Here is a 23,287-nt window from a genome sequence, read left to right as displayed (position 1 = left end):
ACGAAAACATTTCCCCCACATCAGCCAACCAAACACATAAACTGCCTGGCCACGCTGACCTCCGAATACATTACACACACACCACCCAAAGACACAAAACCCCAGGTAGATAGATCTGATCTAGGGTTTTCCTGTGCAGTAGAGCGACTTACCAGAAGCTGCCAGTCCTCTCCTTTGATGAAACCCAAGAAGAGCTACAGCTACTGTCCACGAAGTCTTCGGTGATAATCCTCGAAGGCTTCTCTGGAAGAATGTATTCGCTCCTTTCGCTGACTGTCCGTGGTTTTCCTGACAATGACTTCACGGTCGTAAAAATTCCGCTGGAATTCATCCTCCAGTCCGACCATGTCGGAAAGGCCACCGATGAAGGCATCATATTCACGGATAACGATTTCGTTTTGCCTATCTTCAACGGTGTAGAACACATTTGGGTTTTCAACCGTCAATCGGCCTGGCGTGCTCTGCGGGCTCACCCGCCGAGAAGCAACCTCACCCTGAAAATCGTGGGCTTGTTCGGAGCCCGTTTCTGACGCACGCTGAGACTTCTTCGAGAAACGCGCGATAATCCGACCCATCAACGAGCCTCCCCGTCCAGCACGGTTTTCATGTCTTGGACTCATCGCTACCACCTTTGCTTCGGCTTCTACGCTCCCTTTAAAACAACTAAGGCTCCGGAGTGACCAGGAGTCAATGATTCTGAAATCATCAATCCCCTAGACTGCCCAGAGCCCTAGCCCAGCTACCTAAAAGGAATCAAGCTGCATAAACACCAATTGATCTAGAGATCAGCAGCGCGCCTACACAAAGACCAACCAGCACCTACACGAACTTCACACCAGCGAAGTTCTTCTTACCGCGGCGCAGCACAATCCACTTGCCGTGCAGCAGGTCCTCGGCAGCCGGCTCCCACGCTTCGTCCTCGATGCGCTGGTTATTGGCGTACGCGCCACCTTCCTTAATGGTGCGGCGTGCCTCGCCCTTCGACTTGGCAAGACCCGCAGCAACGAGAAGGTCGACAACAGTTCGCGGCTCGCCCTCAGCAATCTCCGCAACCTCAGTCTCCGAGACGGCGCCCGCCAGGGTGGCCTCGTCCAGCTCGGTCAGCTCAGCGCGGCCAAACAGGGCCTGCGCTGCCAGCTCAACAGCCTTGGTGGCCTCTTCGCCGTGGACCAGGTTGGTCATCTCCTGCGCCAGACGACGCTGCGCCTCACGCTTGAACGGACGCTCCGCAACAGCAACCTCGTACTCCGCGATTTCCTCCTGAGACAGGAAGGTGAACCAACGCAGGTAGTCAATAACAACCGAGTCACCAGCGTTGAGGAAGTACTGGTACCAGGAGTACGGCGAGGTCTTTTCAGCGTCCAGCCACAGCTTGCCGCCACCGGTAGACTTACCGAACTTCTGACCCTGCGCATCGGTCACCAGTGGCACGGTCAGGCCGTGCACCTTGGCGCCGTCGATACGCCTGTTCAAATCGACACCAGAGACGATGTTGCCCCACTGATCACCGCCGCCAATCTGCAGCACGCAATCGTAGTTGCGGCGCAGCTGCACGTAGTCGTTGGACTGCAGCAGCATGTAGGAAAACTCGGTGTAGGAGATACCGTCAGACTCGAGGCGACGCTTCACGGTGTCGCGGTCGAGCATGGTGTTGAGGGAGAAGTTCTTGCCGACATCGCGAAGGAAGTCAATGACGGACATGTTCATAGTCCAGTCCGCATTATTGACCATTGTCGCCGGGGCATCGCCCTCAAAGTCAATAAAACGACGCAGCTGGCCCTTGATGGCCTCCAGGTTGTGCTCAATGGCGTCTTGGCTGAGCATCGAACGCTCACCGACATCACGCGGATCGCCGATGAAGCCTGTGGCGCCACCGGCCAGCGCAATTGGGTGGTGACCGGCCAGCTGGAAACGACGCAGCATAATCATCGGAACCAGGTGGCCCGCGTGCAGCGAATCGCCAGTTGGGTCAAAACCGCAATACAGAGTAATGGGGTTTTCGCACGCCTCGCGCAGCGCGTCAACATCGGTGGACTGATTAATCAGGCCACGCCACTGTAGTTCGTCGATAATGTTCTGTTCAGTCACGTCCCCTATCGTAACGTTTCACTTGCCGACGTTCACCGCGAGGGTGACCTAGAACTCCTCAACCGCCTTCTTGTGGCGCCGATAGGCTGAGACGGAATCGTCCGGAAGCCACAGCCGCCACGGCCGATTCGCCGCTCGCCGAACGCCCACGCGCGGGCCTGCGTGGATGTCTCTAACCGAATCGGCGTTCGCTGGCTGCGCCACAAACACGCGTGACGACGGATCCAGCGCATCTGCCCCATAGTCATTTAAGTCAAGGCCAAGCGCCTGACCAACATTTCCTGGACCACGTCCGAGACCCGCAACTGCTGGCTTTTCACCGCGGCGACGGCGCACCGCATCCAGGCCCTGCTCAATGCGTACGGAGCGGACTAATACTCCCCCACCCGTGCCGTCCGTAGCGCTGGTGATGTTGGCACAAAAGTGAATGCCATAGGAGCGGTAGATATACCAATGTCCCGCCGGGCCAAACATGGCGCGATTGCGTGCGGTTGGCCCCATGAAGCAGTGCGCGGCCGGGTCGGGATAGCGCTGGTCAACTGGGCCACCATAGGCCTCGACCTCGGTGATGGTGGCGATAACATCCTCAGCGGGGATGACAATTACGCAGCCGAGCAGTGTCTTCGCAGCCTCAATGGGAGCTCCCGACAGCACAGTGCGGTCGAGGGCGCGGTAACCGTCGGCAAGCGGGAAAGGCAATTACTTGTCCCAGGCGATAGCTTCGTCGGAAAGCATGACCGGAATGCCTTCGTCGATGCGGTAGGCAATCTTCAGGCGAGTATTGACCAGCACCTGCTCGTCTTCGAGGTATTCAAGCGGCCCCTTGTCACGCGGGCATGCGAGGATTTCAAGGAGTTTCGGATCAAGGCTCATAGTCCACTACCTTACCGAACTGAATTGCCAGGGTGTCACGCTGACCTTCCAAAGCAATCAGGTTGTCCTGGCCGATAGCATCCTGGATCTTCTGCACCGCGGAATGCAGCAGGTCGATGGACTCCCGAGCCGGATTCTCGGCTTTGTGACGCAGACGCTCCGGGACCGCGAGGTAGGAGTTGACTGTCTGCGGCAAGTACTCCTGGATAATGCCGCCGATGACTACTTTCTGCTCGGGATAATCTTTGAGGTACTTCCACTCGCTCAGGACGGATTCCAGCGTCGCACCCAGGTCATTTGCGGCGTTACCAAGAGCTTCGCCAGGCTGTGCATCGAAAAGCCGGCCCAATGTCCGGTGGAGACTCCTACGCAGCTCAGATGGATTGAGCGGGCGACGCTGTGGAACCTCGGGCTTCGCCGCCGAGCTAACGGACTTCTGAGCCTCTTTGCTCTGCCTCGGCAACAAAGCAACCGACGCGCCCCACGCGGCAATCGCAACAACTGGCCACAGGAAACCAAGCCCCACGGCCAGGTGCAGCAGCACGACGGCGATGGCAAGGATGAGCCCGACAATGTTGGCGGGACTGTTGAGAAAGCCACCGCCAGAGGAAGTTCCGGAGGATTTACTGGTAGCCACGAATCTCCTTGAACACATCAGCAAGCTCGGTCTCACGGGATTCAAAAACCTTACCACCGGTCAGATTCGCAAGTTCCTGCATTTCTCCCGGATCCGCCTCGCCATAGCGAATGACGAATACCGGCGGCAGATTCCCGCCCTTGGACTGGTAGAAATCACGGAATTCCGCAAAGCTTTTGCCCGACGTTACCTGACCATCGGTCAACACCACGATGGACGGGATGGAGTTCTTATCCGAGCTGCCGAGAAGGTCGAAGGCCTGAATCAGTGCGTCGTAAAGCGCCGTCTCGCCCTCTGCGTACAGACCATCGACGGCGGCGGTGAGCTGCGCGCGCGATTCCGGGCCGTCAATTGTTGTGGTCGTGGGCTCGCCGACGGTCGTGCTGAACGGCAGGATCGTCGCGATCTCACGGTTTCGCAATCCCACGCTTCCCGTTTCGGTGCGTGCACTGCCGTCGACGATTGCGCGCATCGTCGCCTGTAGATCGGCGATGCGCTCACCGAACATTGAACCGGAGGTGTCGAGAACGAAGACCGACTCTCCGGGCACGCGCAGGTCATTGTCGTAAGCCTCAATAAGGCGGTCCGTGACGGCGCGATCGCCCGGGAACGGCAGCTCGATAATGACGCTGTTGGTCATGCTTTCCGGCAGGTTGGCGTCATCGGAGACCGGGCGCAGGAAGTGATCGGCGAGAACCTGCGAGTTCGCTTCCAGCCACTGCCCGAGAGCCTCCGTCTGCCGCGCGGCAAGGTCGTTAGCCGGCTGAGCTAGTGGCGTCAGCGGGTAATCCGCACTGATGACACCGTCGCTCGGAACAACAACTTCCAGGTCAGCGCCCTCTTTATTCATCTGCTGCAACACAGCTTCATAGTTGATGAGCGCGTCGACGGAGTCCGGCTCATCCAGGAACTTGTCGCGCAGCCACCCCGACGAACCCGAGGTCATCTTCTGCCCCTCGAAGAACTTCTGCAGTTCAGGCGTGGTGCGGTTGATATCCCCCGTAGTCAGCGCCGATCCGGTGTCGGCGAACGCGGTCGCAACCGACACCACACCGGAAAAGCCCGAGTTCGATTCCGCGGGGTTGGTCATGCCGTAGGTCAATTTGCCTGACGACGCAGCCTCCGCGATCTCAGCCCACGTCGGCTGCTTGGTATCCCAACCGAGCTCCCGAGCCTTCGCCGAATGGATACCAAAGGCTACCGGTGAGGTGGCGACTTTCTTGGCTTCGCCCAGCTTGTCAGCCCCACCGAGCAGATCAACGTACCGGTTGGTAGCAAACCAAGTGGCGTCAAATTGGTTGTCGAATTCGTCTGCGACAAGGGCGTGGCTGTTCTTCACGGTGCCGTCGACAAGCTCGAGGTTAATCGTAAAACCGAGGTCGTCGGAGGCCTTTTGCATCAGTGGCTGGAGCTCTGCAAGCTCCGTGGCCCCGGCGATACGCATGGTCGAGCCCTTGAGGTCAGAATCGACGTTGATTTTATTCGTCTTGTCATCGTCTGAGCCCAGCGGCAGGTTCAGGCCACCGTCGGAGCAGGCCGCGACAGCGAAGATGCCGAGCACACCGACGAGGCCAAGAAGCATTTTGCGGAGGGCAGTTGGTGCCTTATACATGTTCATTCGGCTTTACCCCTCTTCCGTTTCCGGCCTCGGAGGGCTCTGGTATCCACGGGAAACACCCTCAATGAGCTGCTCGAGGATGTCGAAACTCGGCGGATCAATGGAGTCCACAAAATCGGTGGAGACCTCCTGGCCCGTCTTCAACTGCGTCTGGAATTCCTCCATCGCCTCAGGCTGGCTGGATCGGTAACCGTGCTTGGCCGCCAGCTTCTGAAGCTCAGGGTCTTCGGCGAGGAGCCGTGCGACCGCAGCTCCATTGTCGTTAAAACCCAGCGCCACGTGAGTACTCAGAATCGTCGGCGATGGATACGCCAGGCGCATTTCCGACTTCAACCGGCTGTTCGGGGCACTGTTCTCCCCCAGGAACTGCGACTCGTAAACCATCACCATTGGCTTCGAACCGACACCCTGCGAGAGGTAGTCCGAAAATGGACCAGCCGACGAGGATTCCGTGTACCCCTGGCCGGTGAACAGAGGGGTGAGCTCCGGCAAGACCGCATTGACCTGCCCATTGTCAGACACAATCCGGCCTTCATTGGTAATCCAAGACATGAGCGACAAGTACATTGCGGCCGAGTTCGACGAACGAATATCAGTCGTGGACATCTGCACCGTGCGTGGCGACGGATAATCGTCCGCCGCGAAGTCACGCCAGCGGACATTGTCGTGCTGCATCGTGGCCAGCGCTGCCATATCTACCTGCCACGTAGTGCCCTGTTGGCGAGCAACATTTTCCCGCTCCAACGCCTGCAAGATGTTGTCGAAAGTAGCAATCGCCATCGGTGTGTAGAAGACGTCATACCGCTCAGCGCCACTCATCTTCTCGGCAATTTTCTCCGCTGCCGGTGCCGACGACGGAAACGCCAAGTCGAAGGAATCCAGATCCACATCCGTGGCCATCCGACGCGAACCCGCCGTCTTTACTTCCACCACATAGCCGTGAGAGGCAAGAGCCTTCTGGACCTCTTTGTCTTCGAAGAAGGGCTTCTTCTCAGAGCCAACAATCGCCTTGACGACGGTCTTTTCACCACCGAAGAAATCACGGTTTCCTCCGGAGCTGCCACCAGAAAAACCTGGGATACTACCGCCGCGACCGACATAGACTGCAACAGCCGCGATGACAATCAAAATGACTGCAAGAATTGCCCCCGGGCCCATGCACCCTTTCTTGCTACCACTCTGATTTTTATTTTTATCTCGTGAGCTGCGATTTCCACCGCTCGACCGCGTACTTTCCGCCATGAAATTATGGTAAGAGACCCGGCCAAACCTGGCAACAGATATAGAAATAATCAGTAATCTGCGTCACTTCGGGGGCACCCTGGCATTACTGGGTTACTGACGGCGGCGGGTCAATCCGAGTTACTGACTACGTTTATGACTGGCGGCGGCGGGTCGAGCCGAGTTACTGACTACGTTTATGACAAAAATGGCCTGAAAAATGGCCTGAAAGTGTCATAAACTTACACAGTTTCACATTTGCAGCCCGTATTCGCACGTGGAGCCCGTAATTTTTCGGGTGGCCAGTTATCGGGTTGATAGTTACCGGGTCATCAGTTGTCGGGTTGCTGGTTTTTCTACTCCCCCCCCCGGGCTGTAAAAAATCGGCGTGCGGTCGATTGACCGCACACCGATTAATTAGCTGCGTTAGCTGGGCTAGCAGGTTTGCTAGCTCTAGCAGCTTTAGCCGCGAACCGGCTTTTCAGCCCACTGCTTCAGCTCGGTATTCTTCTCGTCAACGCGAGCGAGCTGCTCTGCAACACGGACACCCGCGGTGCCGCCGCGAGTATCGCGGGAAGCGACAGCACCGTCAATAGTCAGCACTTCACGGACCTTCGGAGTCAGTGCCGGGTGGATACCGGCGAGGTCCTCGTCGGAAAGCTCGTCCAGACCGATACCGCCCTTGGACTCTGCGATGCGGACACACTGGCCGGATGCCTCGTGAGCGTCGCGGAACGGTACGCCCTCGCGGACCAGCCACTCAGCCAAGTCCGTGGCCAGGGTGTAGCCCGCCGGAGCGAGCTCGCGCAGACGGTCTTCGTGGAAGGTCAGCGTTGCCACCAGGCCGGTCAGGGCCGGCAGCAGCAAGGTTAGCTGCTCAACCGAGTCCACCAAAGGCTCCTTGTCCTCCTGGAGGTCACGGTTGTAGGCCAGCGGCTGCGCTTTCAGCGTGGCCATAAGACCAGCGAGGTTACCGATCAGGCGACCGGTCTTACCGCGGGTCAGCTCTGCCACGTCCGGGTTCTTCTTCTGCGGCATGATGGAGGATCCAGTCGACCAGGCATCAGCCAGAGTGACGTAGCCGTACTCCGGGGTGGCCCAGTAGATGATTTCCTCTGCCAGGCGAGACATGTCCACAGCAATCTGGGCGAAGACAAAAGCCGCCTCAGAGGCGAAGTCACGCGAAGAAGTGCCGTCAATGGAGTTGTCCGTGGCAGAGTCGAAGCCGAGCTCCTCCGCGATGGCCTCCGGATCCAGGTGCAGCGAAGATCCCGCGAGCGCACCGGAACCGTACGGGGACACAGCCAGTCGACGGTCGAGATCGCGGATGCGGTCCAGATCGCGCAGCAGCGGATGCGCGTGAGCCAGCAACTGGTGGGCCAGCAATACCGGCTGCGCTGCCTGGGAGTGGGTCTTGCCCGGCATGATGGCATCCGGATGTGCCTTGGACTGAGCCACCAGGGCGGCAACCAGGTCAGTGACATCCAGTGCAACGCCGCGCACGGCATCGCGCAGCCACATGCGGAACAGAGTTGCCACCTGGTCATTGCGGGAACGACCAGCGCGCAGGCGACCGCCGACCTCCGGGCCGACGCGATCAATCAGACCGCGCTCCATGGCACCGTGGACGTCCTCATCTGTCGGCTCTGGACCAAATTCGCCGGAGGCAACGTCGCGACCGAGCTGATCAAGGCCTTCGATCATGGTGTCAAAGTCGGCATCGCTGAGCAGCCCACGGGCATGCAGCACTCGGGCGTGGGCCTTGGACGCAAGAACGTCGTAAGGCGCGAGCACCCAGTCAAAATGGGTGGACTTGCTCAATGCGGCCATCGCCTCGGACGGGCCACCGGCAAAGCGGCCGCCCCACAGGGAGCCTTCGTTGGTACCGTGCTTTTCGACCATTGTCTTTTCCAATAGGCCTTTCGCTCTAGTCGCTCTGGAGAAGCTTTACAGTTTGAAGTCGCGCTTTGCGGCCATCTTCGAGGACAGGCCGTGCAGCTCGACAAAACCGCGAGCCAGGGTCTGGTCGAAGGTGTCGCCCTCGTCGTAGGTAGCCAGGTTGAAGTCGTACAGCGAGGTGTTCGAACGACGACCGTTGACGTTGCAGTGACCTGCGTGCATGACCATGCGGATGTCACCGGAAACGCCCTTCTGGGACTCCTCGATGAAGGCATCCAGCGCGCGCTTCAGCGGCGAGAACCACAGGCCGTCGTAGACCAGGTTGGCCCACTCGCCCTCGACCTGACGCTTGTAACGAGCCAGCTCACGCTCAACGGTGACGTCCTCGAGCGCTGCGTGTGCGGTCATGATGGCAATTGCGCCCGGAGCCTCGTAAATCTCGCGGGACTTAATGCCGACCAGGCGGTCTTCAACCATGTCCAGACGACCGATGCCCTGAGCACCAGCGCGGCGGTTCATCTCTTCGATGGCCTCAAGCACGGAAACCTTCTTGCCGTCGATGGCAGTCGGCTTACCGTCCTCGAAGGAGATGATGACCTCGTCCGGGGAGCTGAAGTTCAGGGTCGGATCCTCGGTGTACGCGTAGACATCCTTGGTCGGTGCGTTCCACAGGTCCTCCAGGTAGCCGGTCTCAATGGCGCGACCGAAGAGGTTCTGGTCAATGGAGAACGGAGAGGACTTGGACTGCTCAATTGGCAGACCCTTCTCCTCAGCGAAGGCAATAGCCTTGTCGCGGGTCCAAGCGAAGTCACGAGCCGGTGCAATAATCTTCAGATCCGGGGCGGTGTTAGCGAAACCAACCTCGAAACGGACCTGGTCATTGCCCTTACCGGTGCAGCCGTGTGCGACGTGAGTGCCACCAAACTCCTCTGCGGCCTTCGCCATGTGCTTAACAATCAGCGGGCGAGACAGTGCAGAAACCAGCGGGTACTGCTTCATGTAGAGACCATTGGCCTTGATGGTCGGCAGGCAGTACTCCTCGGCGAACTCGTCCTTAGCGTCGACAACGACAGCTTCGACAGCGCCGGCGTCCAGAGCGCGCTGACGCACGGACTCCATGTCCTCGCCGCCCTGTCCGACATCGATGGAAACTGCGACGACCTCGCCGTCGGTCATTTCCTTGAGGTACGGAATAGCAACGGTGGTGTCGAGGCCACCAGAGTAAGCAAGAATAACCCGGTTGGTCATAGGGTAAGCGCTCCTTTAATCGGTGCTTTAAAGCATTTCGTGGAATAGTTTACTGGTTCGTTCCGGCGGCTAGACGCTGGGCTAGGTCAGCGCCGGAAAGTGGTTCTCTAGCCAGGCACATTACGGTGTCATCTCCCGCAATTGTGCCAACGATTTCTTTGAGTCCCGCACGGTCAATCACACTGGCTAGATACTGTGCGGCTCCCGGTGGTGTACGCACAACCGCGATGGTGCCCGAATGATCAATGGAGACCAGCAGCTCGTCTAAAACGCGCCGCATCCTGGCCACTGCCCCGCTGGAGACAGCGAGTGCATCTTCGACGATGGAATACCGCGAACCGTTGGCTCCATCGCGAATCTTTCGGGCTCCCAGCTCATCGAGGTCTCTGGACAACGTCGCCTGCGCAATCTCAATGCCTTCGTCGGCAAGCAGCTCGACGAGCTGAACCTGACTGGACACGTGATGCTGCGCCAGCAGGTCAGCGATGCGCGTCTGCCGAGCTGTGCGAGATCCTGGTTGTGCTGCGGTCATGACCTTACTGCCTCTCCACCAGCCAGGTCAGCAACGCCTTCTGAGCGTGCATGCGGTTTTCCGCCTCGTCGAAGACTACCGACTGCGGGCCATCGATGACCTCGGCAGTAACTTCGTTGCCACGGTATGCCGGCAGGCAGTGCAGGAAGATGGCATCCTCATTTGCCTTGGCCATCAGCTCAGCGTTGACCTGGTACGGCAGGAACGGAGTACGCCGATCCAGGCCGTCGTTCTCCTGCCCCATGCTGACCCAGGTGTCGGTGATGACAACGTCGGCACCGGCAATGGCCTCATCGACGTCCGCGGTCACGGACACGGCCGCACCGGTCTGCTCCGCAACCTTCTTGGCGCGGTCGACGTAGACCTGCTCCGGCTGGAAGTCCTCCGGTGCACAGATGGTGACGTCCAGACCTGCGGTGGCGAAGCCCACGAGGTAGGAGTTGGCCATGTTATTGGCACCATCGCCAAAGTACACAGCCTTCTTGCCACGCAGTCCCGTCTGGCCTTCCTCCGGGCACTTGTGCTCGATGATGGTCTGCAGGTCAGCGAGAATCTGGCACGGGTGGAACTCGTCGGAAAGCGCGTTGACAATCGGCACCGTCGCGGTTTCAGACATGGCCTCCAAACCGGACTGCGCGTAGGTGCGCCAGACAATTGCCGAGACAAAGCGGCTGAGCACAGCAGCGGTGTCCTGGTAGGTTTCGCCCTTGCCCATCTGCGAGTTACCGGTTTCGACCACAATCGCGTTGCCGCCCAGAGCTGCGATACCAGCGTCGAAGGAGAAACGGGTACGAGTCGACGTCTTGTCGAACAGCACCGCAACCGACTGTGGCCCCTCAAACGGACGTCGGGAGTACGGCGCTACCTTCAGCTCTGCAGCCAACTGCAGCACCTCAGCCTGCTCCTGTGGAGTCAGGTCATCATCGGCGAGAAAATGACGGAGCATCAGTTTCTAATTCCTTCCTTTGTTGGCGACAGCCTCAACGGCGTCGTTCAGGCAGGCATCAATCAACTCGACGGCGCGGTTGACTTCCTCATCGCTGAGGTTCAACGGCGGCACAATACGCAGCACATTCGCCTGCGGAGCGTTCAGAATGACACCACGTTCATAACCGGCGTTAACCGCTTCCTTCGCCAGGTTCTCGCGCAGCACCAGTCCAAGCATGAAGCCGCGACCACGCACGTGATCGACATGGCTTAACGACGCGAGCTTGCGAGCCAGGACCTTGCCCTTCTCGGTGACTCGATTGAGCAGCTTTTCTTCTTCCAGCGTCTCGATGACGGCCAGGCCGGCAGCGGCACAGACCGGATTGCCACCAAAGGTGGTGCCGTGCGCACCAGGAGTAAACAGTTCCGCTGCGCGGCCGTTGGCGATGACAGCACCCAGCGGCAGGCCGCCGCCGAGCCCCTTCGCCAGGGTCATGACATCCGGCACGATGCCATCGTGCTGGTGGGCAAACCACTGGCCGGTACGGCCGATGCCGGTCTGTACTTCGTCGACAATCATGAGAACGTCGAAGCGCTTGGTCAGTTCGCGGACGGCAGCGAGGTATCCCTCTGGCGGTGCGACCACACCGGTCTCACCCTGAATTGGTTCCAGAATCACCGCAGCGACACCCAACGGATCGGATTCGATGGTCTTGGTGAGGAAGTCAATGTCACCGTACGGCACGAACTCGACTCCACCCGGCATCGGTTCGAACGGGGTGCGCTTGTCCGGCTGACCGGTCATGGCAAGTGCGCCCATGGTGCGGCCATGGAACCCGTGGTGGGTCGCGATAATGCGGTTGCGTCCCGTCAAACGTGCCAGCTTGAACGCCGCCTCATTGGCCTCGGTGCCGGAATTGCAGAACATAATCCGGGTGTCATCAGTGTCCCAGCCAGTGAGCTCAATGAGCTTCTCGCCCAGTGCCAACGGTGGCTCAGAGGCGAAAATGTTGGACACGTGCCCCATCGTGGAAATCTGCTTGGACACAGCTTCCACGATTGCCGGATGTGCGTGCCCCAACGCGTTGACTGCAATACCGGCGAGCAGGTCCAGGTATTCCTTGCCCTCGGAATCCGTGACAATAGCGCCCTTACCCTGCACAAGCTCAATGCGCGGCGTGCCGTAATTGTTCATCATCGTGTGTTGCCACTGCTGCTTGAAGTCGCTCATGTCGTCTTTCGACCTGCCTAACATGTATGTCGGTAAATTCTTGTCCGTCTTTTCTGCCTTATCCGGGCTCTACCATTGTGCCGATACCACCGGAAGTCATCAGCTCCAGCAGCACCGAGTGCGGCTGGCGGCCGTCGATAACGTGGGCCGCAGGCACTCCCTGATCCACTGCGTTCAGGCAGGACTCCATCTTCGGAATCATTCCGGAATCCAGCGTCGGAAGGATTTCTCGCAGATGAGAAGTGGAAATCCTTGACACCAGCGAATCGCGGTTCGGCCAATCCGTGTAGAGACCCTCGACATTAGTCAGAATCACCAAACGGTTCGCGTTAATTGCCGATGCCAGTGCACCTGCTGCCGTGTCGGCGTTGATGTTGTAAACCTCTTTGCCGTCAGCGGACGGCGCAATCGTGGAGACCACCGGGATACGTCCGGCATCAATCAGGTCCAACAGCGTTTCCGAGTGCACCTCGGTGATATTGCCAACCAGCCCGATATCTGTCTCCTTGCCACCGACGTTTACCGTACGTCGAGTACCGGTGAACAGGCCGCCATCCTCGCCAGAGGTACCCACTGCATAGGGGCCGTAGGCGTTGATGAGGTTCACCAGTTCGCGGCCGACCTGCCCGAAGAGCACCATGCGGACAATTTCCATGACCTCCGGAGTCGTGACACGGAAACCGCCTCGGAACTCTCCCTCCAGCCCCAGGCGCTTGAGCATCGACGAAATCTGAGGGCCGCCACCGTGGACAACCACCGGCTTCACCCCCACGGTGCGCAGAAAAACCATGTCCTGCGCGAAGGCCTTCTTCAGTTTCAGGTCGGTCATCGCGTTACCGCCGTACTTGACCACCACAATCTTGTCGCGGTGGTGCTGCAGCCACGGCAGTGCTTCCGCCAGCACATGTGCCCGCTGTTCGAAGGACAGCCCTTCGGTCAACTGGTGAACCATTGCAGAGTCTCCTCAAAACCTTTACGACGAATATGCCGAGTTGATGTGAACGTAGTCGTGGGAAAGGTCAGTCGTACGAATCGTGGCCTCTTCCGGATTACCAGTACCGAGGTCAACCTCCACGGCAATGTCCTTGCCGGAGAGATCCACTTCACGAGCATCAGGCGTGCCACCGGTATCGCGACAGACTACATGACCGTTGAAGGAAACAGTGATGTGCTCCGGATCCATATCCACCGGTGCAGTGCCGACAGCCGCCAGCACACGACCCCAGTTCGGGTCCGAACCGAACATCGCACACTTGAAGAGGTTGTCGCGGCCGATGATTCGAGCAGCTACCAGAGCATCTTCAGCACCACCGGTGCCACGCACGGTCACGGACACACGCTTGGTCACGCCTTCGGCGTCCGACTGCATCTGGCGCGCGATGGAATCACACACACTGAGCACTGCCTGGTCGAGCTCCTCCTGCGAGGGCTTCACACCAGAGGCACCGTTGGCCAAAATGATGACGGTGTCATTGGTGGATGTGGAGCCATCAATATCTAGGCGGTTAAACGTAACCTCGCTCGCCTTGGCAATAGCCTCGTGCGCCATTTCTGCGCTTACCGACGCATCCGTCGTAATCACACCGAGCATCGTGGCCATCGACGGGCTAATCATGCCAACACCCTTGCCCATAGCGCCGACAGTGAATCCGTCACCATGCGCAACGGCCTGCTTTGCCACCAAGTCAGTGGTCAAGATGGCTTCTGCTGCAGCCGTACCTGCGGCGGCATCGCTGCCCAGATTCTCACAAAGCTTCGGCACACCTGCCAGAACAATGTCCATCGGCAGCCGGTCACCAATCAAGCCGGTGGAGCAGGTACCAATCTCGGTAACATCGACGCCGAGCTCATCTGCGACCTTCTGACAGACTTCGAGGGCGTCGGAAATACCCGGCTGACCATTGCAGGCGTTGGCATTGCCCGAGTTCAGCACCACAGCGGACAGCTTGCCGTCAGCGATGTGCTTCTTGGATACCGTCACCGGCGCAGCCTGGACACGGTTGGTAGTAAAGACAGCCGCAGCAGTCTTCTCCGGCCCCTGGTTTACGATGAGCGCCATGTCCGGGTTTCCGCTGACCTTGATGCCTGCAATGACACCACTGGCCACGAACCCCTGAGGTGCACATACGCCGCCTTCGTCACCAGCGACGTTGACGAGACCTTCTTTTTCTTCCTTCATCATGGGGCAACTCCTACCAATGGAAGTCCTGCAGTTTCATTCTGTCCAGTAACCAAATTCATGCACTGAACTGCGGCACCACCGGTGCCCTTTGTCAGATTGTCAATCGCCGAGGTCAGCACCAGACGCTTGGCGCGTTCATCTACCTCAACCTGAATCTGAACCAAGTTAGAGCCAATTACCGACTGCGTCTGCGGCTGCAGCCCTTCGGCCAACACCTGCACAAACGGCTCACCCTTGTAGAACTCGAGGTAGGCCTCCCGTGCGGTTGCCTCCGTCACCCCGTCGACAAGCGGAGCGGTGATGGTGGTGAGAATGCCGCGCGACGTCGGAGCGAGCACCGGCGTGAAGCTGACGGTGAGAGCCTCTGCGTACGGCTTGAGGTTTTGTAGGAACTCTGCGGTGTGGCGGTGCTTGCCCGCAGTGTTGTAGGCGCGGAGATTGCCCATAACCTCGGACCCGAGCAGGGGCACAGCTGCCTTCTTGCCCGCACCGGAGGTACCGGTGACGGAAACAACGGACAGATCCGGCTTGACCAGACCCTTTGCAACTGCCGGCAGTGCCGTAATGGTACCGCCAGTGGGGAAACAACCCGGCACAGCAATACGCTTGGAAGCAGCCACTCCTTCCCTGTTGCCCGGCAGCTCCGGAATACCGTAAGTCCAGGTACCGGCGTGCTCCGAGCCGTAGTAGTGCTCCCACTCATCGGCATCCTGCAGGCGGAAATCCGCGCCGCAGTCAATAATCACCGTGTCATCGCCCAACTGCTCTGCAATCGCAGCCGAATGACCGTGGGGCAGGCCGAGGAACACCACGTCATGCCCGGCAAGTGTGTCACCATTAGTCGGCTCAATACGACGATCAGCCAAAGGTGCCACATGAGGCATAATGTCGCCCACACGGGCACCCGCGTTGGATGCTCCCGTTAGTGCGCCGATGGTCAGTTCGCCGGAAAGATACGCCGGGTGCGACAACAGGAGGCGGAGGATCTCTCCTCCTGCGTAACCGGTCGCACCGGCAATGGCAACGGAAATACTCATGCCAAACATTCAACACTTTTATTCACTGCGTTGCAAGATATTCATAGAATTCGTTGCCAAAGTGCTGGGATTCTATCGATGTGACGTGAGTGACTTATGAATATAACGCCGTCGTCGGTACATACATCGCGTTCGTCGAGCACGGCAGATTACTCAACGAACGCGACGCTTGGCTCCTGGCTCATCACGCCATCTGCCCACTGCGCCACCGATGACGTCGTGGTGTAAAGATAGTAACCCGACTCCTCCGGTGCGACGCTGCCATCAAAAGCCACCGCGCCCGAGAACACCGCCGCTAGCTGGCCGTCGATAAAAAGCGGTCCGCCCGAATCGCCCACCTGCAACGCCGCGGGGCGCTCCATGCGCGCCAACACCGAGTCTTCCCGCACGCATTGTTGATACTTCACTGGACACATCGAAGCGGTGACGGTCGCCGACGGCAGCGTGCCATCCGCAACATCGCCGAGCAGCGATCGCCCATAGACCGTGCCTGCCGTTTCTTGCTCCGAAAACGCTTGACGACGTTCCATTGCGGGATACCCCGGAAGAGCTGCGTCGCCCGCAAGGTGAACAAGCGCTACGTCACCGGTGGGTGCAATCTCCCAGCGATCAATCGGTACACGCCGGGCATCCGAGCCGAATCCGACCTCGACTTCCCCAACCTGCTGCGGGACATCACGCACGCAGTGGGCGGCGGTCATTACCCACTGCGGGGCGATTGCAGTTCCCGTGCAAAAGTTTCCGGTATGGGGACTGGTCTGGACCATGATTGACACCACGGAGTCCGCCGCCACACTAGGCGCAGCAGCCTCCCCGCCAACCAGCGCAGCCGCACTCGGCGCGCCGGTGAGCAACAGACCTGCCGTGACAGCAGCTGCAGCCACAGTCGCCGCAGGCTTCGCGCTGCTCACCGCGCGCACTCCAACGCGCTGCTCTCGTGCCTCTGCGCTATTCAGCCTGTTGCCGCGGTGCCGCAAGATGCCAATCATGGGTATCTCTCCCTGTGGTCTCCCCTTTTAGCCACGCAGCTGAGCGCCGTGACGGGTAGTGGCCAGCTCAATGGCCGCCTCGCGAGCCGCGGAAGCTTCCTCTTCCTTCAGCGTACGGTCCGGTGCGCGGAAACGCAGGGAGTACGCCAGTGAACGAACGCCTTCGCCCATCTGCTCGGAACGGTAAACATCGAAGATACGAATGGATTCGAGGAGCTCACCAGCACCCTCCACCAGAGTCTTCTCCACCTCTGCGGCGGAGACCTCATCGCTGACAACAAGCGCGACGTCCTGGTGGACAGCCGGGAACGGGCTGAGTACCGGCGCCGGCAGGTGCTCCGTCACTGGCAGTGCATCGAGATTAATCTCCATCGCGCAGGTGCGCTCCGGCAGACCAGCGTCCTTGCACACCTTCGGGTGCAGCTCACCGGCGTGGCCGACGACCTCGCCGTCGACAAGCAGCTCAGCGCAGCGGCCCGGGTGCCACGGCAGCACCTCAGCGTTACGGATCTCCATCTCGACGTTGGCAGCGCGGGCAACAATGCGCGCGGCTTCGATGGCGTCGGCGACGGTGTACGCGGCCTCGTCACCCCACGGGCTATCCAGGCGGATACGACCGCAGGCGACAGTGGCGACGTGCAGCGGCTGCTCCGGCAGCGACTCCAGCAGCTCGGCGCGCTCGGCCTCGCTCGGCAGACCCGCGGTAGACGGCATCGGCGAGACACCGTTACCGCGCTCGATGGATACCTGCTCCACACCGTAGAGCGACAGGTCGACCTGGCCGCGAGCAACATTGCGCTTCAGCGATTCAAGCATGGACGGCAGCAGAGTCGTGCCCAGCTGAGCGTGGTCGGACTCCAACGGGTTGATGACCTTGACGGTGTTACGACGCGGGTCATCAGCGTCCAGGCCCCAGACGTCGAAGACATCGTTGGCAATGAACGGTGTCGGCAGAATCTCCAGGTAGCCATTGTGAGCCAGCGCGTGGCCGACGAAGCGGCGACGCAGCTGACGCTCGGTCAGACCGCGACCGGCCGGGGCGATTGGGAGGATAACCGGAATGTCTTCCAGGCCCTCCAGACGTAGGATCTCCTCAACCAGGTCAGCGGACATGGTCAGGTCCGAGCGCCAGGTTGGCGGAGTGACAGCCAGGCGGTCACCGTTGTCGACGACCTCGCAACCGACCTCGCGCAGGCGTCCAATGACGGTCTCACGCGGGTAATCAACGCCCGCAACTTCGCTGGCGCGGTTGACAGCAAAGTCAATAGTCGGCATGGTGGCAACCTCACCGAGCAGGGTGCGACCAGTGTCGATAGTGCCGCCGGCGATGTCAGCGAGCAGCTGGCAGGCCAGATCCAGAGCCGGCTCGACCAGAGCGGTGTCCACGCCGCGCTCGAAACGTCGTGAAGCCTCGGAGCTCAGCTTGTGGCGGCGACCACTGCGGAAGACATGCAGCGGCGACCAGTTGGCGGCCTCGAAGACCACATCGGTGGTGTCGTCGGCGATCTCGGAGGTGAGACCACCCATGATGCCGGCCAGCGACTGAATACCATTGTCGTCGCAGATGACAACGTCTGCCGGGTCGAGCTTGCGGTCCACGTGGTCGAGGGTGGTCAGAGTCTCGCCGGCCTTAGCGTTGCGGATGTGCAGGCCACCAGCGATCTTGGAACCGTCGAAAGCGTGCATCGGCTGACCGAGCAGTAGCATCACATAGTTGGTGACGTCCGTGGCCACGTTGACCGGACGCTGACCAGCCAGCAGCAGGCGGCGACGCATCCACCACGGGGTCTCGGCGTTCGGGTCGATGCCGGTGACTCGGCGCAGACCAAAGCGGCGGGTGTCGGTGTCCTCGTCGATAGTGACGTTCAGGACCTCACCTTCGACCGGCAGCTCGTTGACCTTGGCTGGATCGGCGAAGTCGAGGTTGAAGGCGGAGCAGATCTCGCGGCCCAGACCGCGGGCCGACAGCGCGTAACCGCGGTCCGGGGTGATGTTGACCTCGAACTTCTCGTCATCGAGACCGATGAATTCCTTGGCGCACGAACCCAGCTCAGCTGGGGCCGACGGCAGCGTCAGAATACCGGCGGAGGAATCGGTCATACCCAGCTCAGCTTCGGAGCAGAGCATGCCGTTGGAAATCTTGCCGTAAGTCTTCCGTGCGGAAATCTCGAACCCACCCGGCAGCACGCAGCCCGGCAGTGCGACGATAACAATGGAGCCCTCTTCAAAGTTGCGGGCACCACAGATGATCTCCTGCAGCTCGCCGGTGCCATTGACATCACCGACATTGACCTGACAGAAGCGAATTGGCTTCTTAAAGCCCTCGAGCTCCTCAATGTGGTCGACGCGACCGAAAACCAGCGGCCCCTCGACCTTCTCCAGCGGCTCGTGCCCCTCGGTTTCAAAACCAACGCGGACAAAGCCCTCATCCAACTCGTCCGGGGTAACGGACCAGTCCGGGTTGATGGTGTTCTCTGGGCCGCGAACGATTTCAGTGACCCACGACTGTGGAATGAACATGTAAGTAAAACTCCTATCTGTAGGTCAGTGAATTAGCCGCGGATACCGAACGGCTGCGTGAAGCGGACGTCGCCTTCGACCATGTCGCGCATGTCGGTCAGGCCGTTGCGGAACTGCAGGGTGCGCTCCAGGCCCATGCCGAACGCGAAGCCCGAGTACACGTCCGGGTCAATACCGGAGGCACGCAGCACGTTCGGGTTGACCATGCCGCAGCCGCCCCACTCGATCCAGCCTGCGCCGCCCTTCTTATTCGGGAACCAGACGTCAACCTCAGCGGACGGCTCAGTGAACGGGAAGTAGTTGGTGCGCATGCGGGTCTTGGTCTCCGGACCGAACAGCGCCTTTGCCATGTGATCCAGCGTGCCGCGCAGGTGCCCCATGGTCAGCCCCTTGTCCACAGCGAGTCCCTCCACCTGGTGGAAGACCGGGGTGTGGGTGGCGTCGAGCTCATCGGTGCGGAAGGTACGGCCCGGGCAGATAACGTAAATCGGCAGGTCACGTGACTGCAGAGTGCGAACCTGGACCGGCGAGGTGTGCGTACGCAGCACCTGCTTGGATCCTTCCGGCGCAATGTGGAAAGTATCCTGCAGAGTACGAGCCGGGTGATCCGGCAGGAAGTTCAGCGCGTCAAAGTTGAAGTACTCGGCTTCGACCTCTGGGCCCTCGGCGATTTCCCAGCCCATGCCCACGAAGATGTCACCAATCTGCTCGGACAGGATGGTAATTGGGTGCATACCGCCACGCTGACTCTGCGTGGTGTCCACCGACACGTCGATACGCTCCGCGACCAGGCGACGCGCGTTTTCCTCTTCCTCCAGCACTGCAAGACGCTCAGCATAGTGCTTTTCGACGGCTCCGCGAACAACATTTACGCGACGACCAGCATCCTTGCGCTCAGCCTTCGGAATGGAGCCCAGCGCGCGGCGAGCCTGCGGAATGTAGCCTTCATCCCCCAAGTGCTCACGGCGGGCGGCAGAAAGCTCATCCAGGTTGCCGGCAGCATCAAAGGCACCCGTGGCCTTCTGCGCAGCCGCCTGGAGGGCTTCCTCGGAAAGATCGATAGGATTTGGCGAATCGCTCACGTGTCAACCACTTCTATATAGGACTATCAGTTCTTGTGATGGAACAATCATAGTCGAGGATAACTGCACACGTGCATGCACCTCACCATCGAGGTTTCCTACTTACCCCGAACCGTCTCCCACAGGCACATGGCCGCTGCGGTGGCGAGGTTCAACGACTCTGCCTCGCCCTTAATCGGGATGGACACACTTGCCCCCGCCGAGGCCGTAATCTCCTCCGACAGGCCATGGGCTTCGTTGCCGAAAAGCCAGGCGACGGGACCGTCGGGAAGCGCATCAACGCCGAGCGTGAGAGCGCCATCCATCGCCGTGGCGAGGGTGGTAAAGCCCGCTTCCCTGACTTTCTCCATAACGACATCAATATCGCGCTCGCGTGCGACAGGGGTATGAAAAACAGAACCTGCCGACGAACGCACGGCCTTAGAATTCAACGGGTCAACCGAATCGCCAGCAAGGATAACCGCACCAGCTCCGAGAGCATCAGTCATACGCACAATCGTGCCGACATTACCCGGGTCATTGCACTCCACCGGAATCACCAGACAGCCGGACTGCTTTCCAACCTCAATGGCCTCTTCCAACGAAATGGACACCGCACCTGTGTCGCAGACAGCGAAGAGTCCGGTGGTGGTGACAGTTTCACTTAAAGAGCGGGCGGCGGCGGCGTCGATAAGCGAAACAGACTTACGCTGCGTCCCCGATTCGAGATACCCCGTGAGCAGCTCGCGGAACTGCTCGGCGGCGGCAGCGGTGACGAAAATTTCTACGACAGCCTCTGCGCGGATAGCCGCATCGACGGAATTGAAGCCCTCGATGAGGAAGCGCCCGGCCTTCTTCCGCTTGGCCGCACGGTGGAGCTGAATAGCCGCCGAGACTCGCGGGGTGCGAGGAGTAAACGGCTCGTCGTTGAAGTACAGCGCAGAGTTCATAGTGATTAATCCTAGTGATGCGGCTCGGGATTCATAACCGCCAGCAGGCCAGTGCGGATACGAAAAACCACCGTCGAGGTTATTCGTTAACCCAATCGACGGTGGTTTTTCAAAGATGTTGGCAGGCGCACTGCCGGTCGCAGGCGCTTGCCGACGCTACGTACGAGTTACCTCGTAGCTGCTTTACTTAGCAGCAGGAGCGTTGACGTCCTCCGGCAGAGCATCCTTAGCGACCTTGACCAGAGCAGCGAATGCCTGTGGGTCGTTGACAGCCATCTCAGCCAGGTTCTTACGGTCAACCTCAACGCCAGCCAGGTTCAGGCCCTGGACGAAGCGGTTGTAGGTGATGTCGTTAGCGCGGGCAGCAGCGTTGATACGCTGAATCCACAGACGACGGAACTGACCCTTACGGTGGCGGCGATCGCGGAACTCGTAGGTCTTGGAGTGGAGCATCTGCTCCTTGGCCTTGCGGTACAGGCGGGAGCGCTGACCACGGTAGCCCTTTGCGGAATCGAGAACTTCGCGACGCTTCTTCTTAGCGTTAACAGACCGCTTCACACGTGCCACGGTGATACTTCCTTTTCGTTGTCTTTAAGAACTAGTGAAATTAAGAGGGCGATTGCCCTGGGACGAGGCTTGAAAAACTAAGCCTTGCCCAGCAGACGCTTGACGCGCTTGACGTCCGACTTAGCAACGTCCGTGGTGCCCTTCAGGCGACGGGTACGAGTGGACGGCTTGCCCTCCAGGAGGTGGCGGCGATTAGCCTGCTCGCGGCGCAGCTTGCCGGAACCGGTAACCTTGATGCGCTTTGCGGTGCCCTTGTGGGTCTTCTGCTTCATGTTAAAACTCTCCCCTACCGATCTTTGACGCTCGTGGCGCAAAAATCTCGTTTACAACCATTTCTGGTCAGGTCGGTTACTTCTTACCCTTATTCCGAACCGGCCCCAGGACCATAGTCATGTTGCGACCGTCCTGCTTCGGGCGAGACTCGACGGTGCCGTACTCTTCGACATCGGCGGCCAGACGCTCCAACAGGCGGAATCCCAGTTCTGGACGAGACTGTTCACGGCCACGGAACATAATCGTGACCTTGACCTTCGAACCCTTCTCCAAGAAACGAACAACGTTGTTCTTCTTGGTTTCGTAGTCGTGGTCATCAATCTTCGGACGGAACTTCTGCTCCTTGACCACAGTCTGCTGCTGGTTCTTTCGAGCCTCGCGTGCCTTCTGGGCTTGTTCGTACTTGAACTTGCCGTAGTCCATAATCTTGGCGACCGGCGGCTTTGCTCGCGGAGCAACCTCAACCAGGTCAAGGTCTGCTTCGTAAGCGAGCTTGAGTGCGTCACCGGTGCGGACAACGCCCACCTGCTCACCATTCGGTCCTACAAGGCGGACTTCCGGTACTCGAATATCCTCGTTAATACGAGCTTCAGCGCTGATGTGGCCTCCTAGGTTGAACCTGAACAATCTTCGTTTCAAACCGCGATAGCAAGCGGGAAAGGAAGAAAAGCCACGCGTCTACAGCGGATTACTACACACTGTATAAGGACGCCTTCCAATCGTGCGATGTGACATCACCGATTAGGGTGGACCCCGGCGCTACCGTAATTCTTTGGCGCACCTAGGGTGGGACTTAAATCCTCTTCGCTGCCGAATGCAACTAAATGCTCCCCGAAGGCAGCAAGCATCGCATTCTGGCGGTCGTAGACGAGATGTTAACACAGCTGTTCTCGCACACCAAAACCGACTCTTATGCCAGGTTATTGACCATCAGCTCCCCGGCGCGAAACCGAGCGCTAAATAGCGCAATCCGAATTGTAATCAGATTGGTAGATTCTCTCCATAGTTTTTAGGCCAAACACGATTAAAGTCGTCACAATGAATACTGGCTCCAACGGCTTTGGCCCTAAAGCCGAGAACACCAATCCTAATCAGCATTCCGCCCGATACGGCAAGCCACCGACCGGCGATTTTGTCCTGACCGGCGACTCCGTCTCAGGGCTTTCCCATGCTCTGGCAGATCTCGAGGCTAGCTCGCTTCGGCTGGCTCAGCTCACCCATACTTGGCAGGTACGCCTTTCCCAGGCAAGCGAGCACGAGCCGACCGTACCGCGCTCGCCTCAAACTATGGGCACGGAATCTGCGCCAGCACCTCAAGGGGGCACATCGACACAATCCGCAACCACCGCCAGCGCCCCGTCCACCACTAGAGCAGACACCGCCTCCCCGTTGGGAACCGCAGGCTGAGCAGACACTGACCACACCGCAGTATCC

Annotated in this window: 23 protein-coding genes; 1 reads left to right on the top strand and 22 read right to left on the bottom strand. The window is 59.4% G+C overall.

Annotated elements, in window-relative coordinates; genetic code table 11:
• Window positions 1–200: 200 nt before the first annotated feature.
• From CHU70_RS01970 to infC, 22 genes are all read right to left on the bottom strand, one after another.
• Window positions 201–575 (bottom strand): hypothetical protein, encoded by a 375-nt coding sequence (locus CHU70_RS01970; protein ID WP_126108062.1) that lies wholly within the window; start codon window positions 573–575, stop codon window positions 201–203.
• A gap of 244 nt (window positions 576–819) precedes the next feature.
• Window positions 820–2,088, bottom strand: a complete 1,269-nt coding sequence (tyrS, locus tag CHU70_RS01965) for a tyrosine--tRNA ligase (RefSeq protein ID WP_126108063.1) — start codon at window positions 2,086–2,088, stop codon at window positions 820–822.
• A gap of 48 nt (window positions 2,089–2,136) precedes the next feature.
• Window positions 2,137–2,787 (bottom strand): DNA-3-methyladenine glycosylase, encoded by a 651-nt coding sequence (locus CHU70_RS01960; RefSeq protein ID WP_070767255.1) that lies wholly within the window; start codon window positions 2,785–2,787, stop codon window positions 2,137–2,139.
• Window positions 2,788–2,961 carry a Trm112 family protein gene (locus CHU70_RS01955; RefSeq protein ID WP_070767256.1) on the bottom strand — a complete coding sequence of 58 codons (174 nt, stop codon included), beginning with the start codon at window positions 2,959–2,961 and terminating at the stop codon, window positions 2,788–2,790.
• Window positions 2,951–3,598 carry a hypothetical protein gene (locus CHU70_RS01950; RefSeq protein ID WP_147719401.1) on the bottom strand — a complete coding sequence of 216 codons (648 nt, stop codon included), beginning with the start codon at window positions 3,596–3,598 and terminating at the stop codon, window positions 2,951–2,953. Before CHU70_RS01950 ends, CHU70_RS01955 begins: the two co-directional genes overlap by 11 nt.
• On the bottom strand, window positions 3,585–5,216 hold the full coding sequence (locus tag CHU70_RS01945; protein WP_147719400.1) for a VWA domain-containing protein: 1,632 nt from the start codon (window positions 5,214–5,216) through the stop codon (window positions 3,585–3,587). Before CHU70_RS01945 ends, CHU70_RS01950 begins: the two co-directional genes overlap by 14 nt.
• Before the next feature lie 6 nt (window positions 5,217–5,222).
• Window positions 5,223–6,374: a hypothetical protein gene (locus CHU70_RS01940; RefSeq protein WP_147719399.1), complete on the bottom strand. Its 1,152-nt coding sequence runs from the start codon at window positions 6,372–6,374 to the stop codon at window positions 5,223–5,225.
• Window positions 6,375–6,899: 525 nt separating this feature from the next.
• Window positions 6,900–8,339 carry an argininosuccinate lyase gene (gene argH / locus CHU70_RS01935; protein ID WP_049170381.1) on the bottom strand — a complete coding sequence of 480 codons (1,440 nt, stop codon included), beginning with the start codon at window positions 8,337–8,339 and terminating at the stop codon, window positions 6,900–6,902.
• A gap of 45 nt (window positions 8,340–8,384) precedes the next feature.
• On the bottom strand, window positions 8,385–9,584 hold the full coding sequence (locus CHU70_RS01930; protein WP_016422894.1) for an argininosuccinate synthase: 1,200 nt from the start codon (window positions 9,582–9,584) through the stop codon (window positions 8,385–8,387).
• Window positions 9,585–9,633: 49 nt separating this feature from the next.
• Window positions 9,634–10,116: an arginine repressor gene (locus CHU70_RS01925; RefSeq protein WP_005511719.1), complete on the bottom strand. Its 483-nt coding sequence runs from the start codon at window positions 10,114–10,116 to the stop codon at window positions 9,634–9,636.
• Window positions 10,117–10,120: 4 nt separating this feature from the next.
• Window positions 10,121–11,062 (bottom strand): ornithine carbamoyltransferase, encoded by a 942-nt coding sequence (gene argF / locus CHU70_RS01920; protein ID WP_049189988.1) that lies wholly within the window; start codon window positions 11,060–11,062, stop codon window positions 10,121–10,123.
• Between the two features lie 6 nt (window positions 11,063–11,068).
• Complete coding sequence (locus CHU70_RS01915) at window positions 11,069–12,274, bottom strand: acetylornithine transaminase (RefSeq protein WP_070605568.1); 1,206 nt, start codon at window positions 12,272–12,274, stop codon at window positions 11,069–11,071.
• A gap of 58 nt (window positions 12,275–12,332) precedes the next feature.
• Window positions 12,333–13,226, bottom strand: a complete 894-nt coding sequence (argB, locus tag CHU70_RS01910) for an acetylglutamate kinase (RefSeq protein ID WP_016422897.1) — start codon at window positions 13,224–13,226, stop codon at window positions 12,333–12,335.
• A gap of 21 nt (window positions 13,227–13,247) precedes the next feature.
• On the bottom strand, window positions 13,248–14,456 hold the full coding sequence (argJ, locus tag CHU70_RS01905; RefSeq protein WP_016422898.1) for a bifunctional glutamate N-acetyltransferase/amino-acid acetyltransferase ArgJ: 1,209 nt from the start codon (window positions 14,454–14,456) through the stop codon (window positions 13,248–13,250).
• Window positions 14,453–15,493 (bottom strand): N-acetyl-gamma-glutamyl-phosphate reductase, encoded by a 1,041-nt coding sequence (gene argC, locus CHU70_RS01900; RefSeq protein WP_187269946.1) that lies wholly within the window; start codon window positions 15,491–15,493, stop codon window positions 14,453–14,455. The genes argJ and argC overlap by 4 nt, the downstream gene beginning before the upstream one ends.
• A gap of 149 nt (window positions 15,494–15,642) precedes the next feature.
• A complete protein-coding gene (locus CHU70_RS01895; RefSeq protein WP_147719398.1) occupies window positions 15,643–16,482 on the bottom strand; it encodes a trypsin-like serine protease in 840 nt (279 codons plus the stop codon).
• A 27-nt stretch (window positions 16,483–16,509) separates the two neighbouring features.
• Window positions 16,510–19,002 carry a phenylalanine--tRNA ligase subunit beta gene (pheT, locus tag CHU70_RS01890; protein WP_147719397.1) on the bottom strand — a complete coding sequence of 831 codons (2,493 nt, stop codon included), beginning with the start codon at window positions 19,000–19,002 and terminating at the stop codon, window positions 16,510–16,512.
• 32 nt (window positions 19,003–19,034) lie between these two features.
• Entirely contained in the window at window positions 19,035–20,084 is a 1,050-nt protein-coding gene (gene pheS, locus CHU70_RS01885) for a phenylalanine--tRNA ligase subunit alpha (RefSeq protein ID WP_147719396.1), read from the bottom strand.
• A 98-nt stretch (window positions 20,085–20,182) separates the two neighbouring features.
• A complete protein-coding gene (locus CHU70_RS01880; protein WP_016422903.1) occupies window positions 20,183–21,013 on the bottom strand; it encodes an RNA methyltransferase in 831 nt (276 codons plus the stop codon).
• A gap of 183 nt (window positions 21,014–21,196) precedes the next feature.
• A complete protein-coding gene (rplT, locus tag CHU70_RS01875) occupies window positions 21,197–21,580 on the bottom strand; it encodes a 50S ribosomal protein L20 (protein WP_016422904.1) in 384 nt (127 codons plus the stop codon).
• 77 nt (window positions 21,581–21,657) lie between these two features.
• A complete protein-coding gene (gene rpmI / locus CHU70_RS01870) occupies window positions 21,658–21,852 on the bottom strand; it encodes a 50S ribosomal protein L35 (protein ID WP_005511726.1) in 195 nt (64 codons plus the stop codon).
• Window positions 21,853–21,928: 76 nt separating this feature from the next.
• Complete coding sequence (gene infC, locus CHU70_RS01865) at window positions 21,929–22,480, bottom strand: translation initiation factor IF-3 (protein ID WP_005511730.1); 552 nt, start codon at window positions 22,478–22,480, stop codon at window positions 21,929–21,931.
• Window positions 22,481–22,891: 411 nt separating this feature from the next.
• Between infC and CHU70_RS11185 the strand changes: the two genes are divergently transcribed.
• Window positions 22,892–23,260, top strand: coding sequence for a hypothetical protein (locus CHU70_RS11185; protein WP_187269765.1), 369 nt, complete (start codon window positions 22,892–22,894; stop codon window positions 23,258–23,260).
• Window positions 23,261–23,287: the final 27 nt, after the last annotated feature.

Origin of the sequence: Corynebacterium sp. LK10 (genome assembly GCF_008042455.1) — a bacterium.
GTDB lineage: Bacteria > Actinomycetota > Actinomycetes > Mycobacteriales > Mycobacteriaceae > Corynebacterium > Corynebacterium jeikeium_D.
This window is presented reverse-complemented; position numbering and strand designations above follow the sequence as displayed.

Bases quoted from the DNA above. Each gene is read 5' to 3' on its own strand.
- CHU70_RS01925 (WP_005511719.1), bottom strand. From the start codon at position 10,116: ATGACCGCAGCACAACCAGGATCTCGCACAGCTCGGCAGACGCGCATC.
- CHU70_RS01895 (WP_147719398.1), bottom strand. From the start codon at position 16,482: ATGATTGGCATCTTGCGGCACCGCGGCAACAGGCTGAATAGCGCAGAG.
- pheT (WP_147719397.1), bottom strand. From the start codon at position 19,002: ATGTTCATTCCACAGTCGTGGGTCACTGAAATCGTTCGCGGCCCAGAG.
- argB (WP_016422897.1), bottom strand. From the start codon at position 13,226: ATGGTTCACCAGTTGACCGAAGGGCTGTCCTTCGAACAGCGGGCACAT.
- CHU70_RS01940 (WP_147719399.1), bottom strand. From the start codon at position 6,374: ATGGGCCCGGGGGCAATTCTTGCAGTCATTTTGATTGTCATCGCGGCT.
- argF (WP_049189988.1), bottom strand. From the start codon at position 11,062: ATGCTCCGTCATTTTCTCGCCGATGATGACCTGACTCCACAGGAGCAG.
- CHU70_RS01930 (WP_016422894.1), bottom strand. From the start codon at position 9,584: ATGACCAACCGGGTTATTCTTGCTTACTCTGGTGGCCTCGACACCACC.
- CHU70_RS01970 (WP_126108062.1), bottom strand. From the start codon at position 575: ATGGGTCGGATTATCGCGCGTTTCTCGAAGAAGTCTCAGCGTGCGTCA.
- argC (WP_187269946.1), bottom strand. From the start codon at position 15,493: ATGAGTATTTCCGTTGCCATTGCCGGTGCGACCGGTTACGCAGGAGGA.
- CHU70_RS11185 (WP_187269765.1), top strand. From the start codon at position 22,892: ATGAATACTGGCTCCAACGGCTTTGGCCCTAAAGCCGAGAACACCAAT.
- rpmI (WP_005511726.1), bottom strand. From the start codon at position 21,852: ATGAAGCAGAAGACCCACAAGGGCACCGCAAAGCGCATCAAGGTTACC.
- CHU70_RS01880 (WP_016422903.1), bottom strand. From the start codon at position 21,013: ATGAACTCTGCGCTGTACTTCAACGACGAGCCGTTTACTCCTCGCACC.
- CHU70_RS01945 (WP_147719400.1), bottom strand. From the start codon at position 5,216: ATGAACATGTATAAGGCACCAACTGCCCTCCGCAAAATGCTTCTTGGC.
- CHU70_RS01955 (WP_070767256.1), bottom strand. From the start codon at position 2,961: ATGAGCCTTGATCCGAAACTCCTTGAAATCCTCGCATGCCCGCGTGAC.
- CHU70_RS01915 (WP_070605568.1), bottom strand. From the start codon at position 12,274: ATGAGCGACTTCAAGCAGCAGTGGCAACACACGATGATGAACAATTAC.
- argH (WP_049170381.1), bottom strand. From the start codon at position 8,339: ATGGTCGAAAAGCACGGTACCAACGAAGGCTCCCTGTGGGGCGGCCGC.
- argJ (WP_016422898.1), bottom strand. From the start codon at position 14,456: ATGATGAAGGAAGAAAAAGAAGGTCTCGTCAACGTCGCTGGTGACGAA.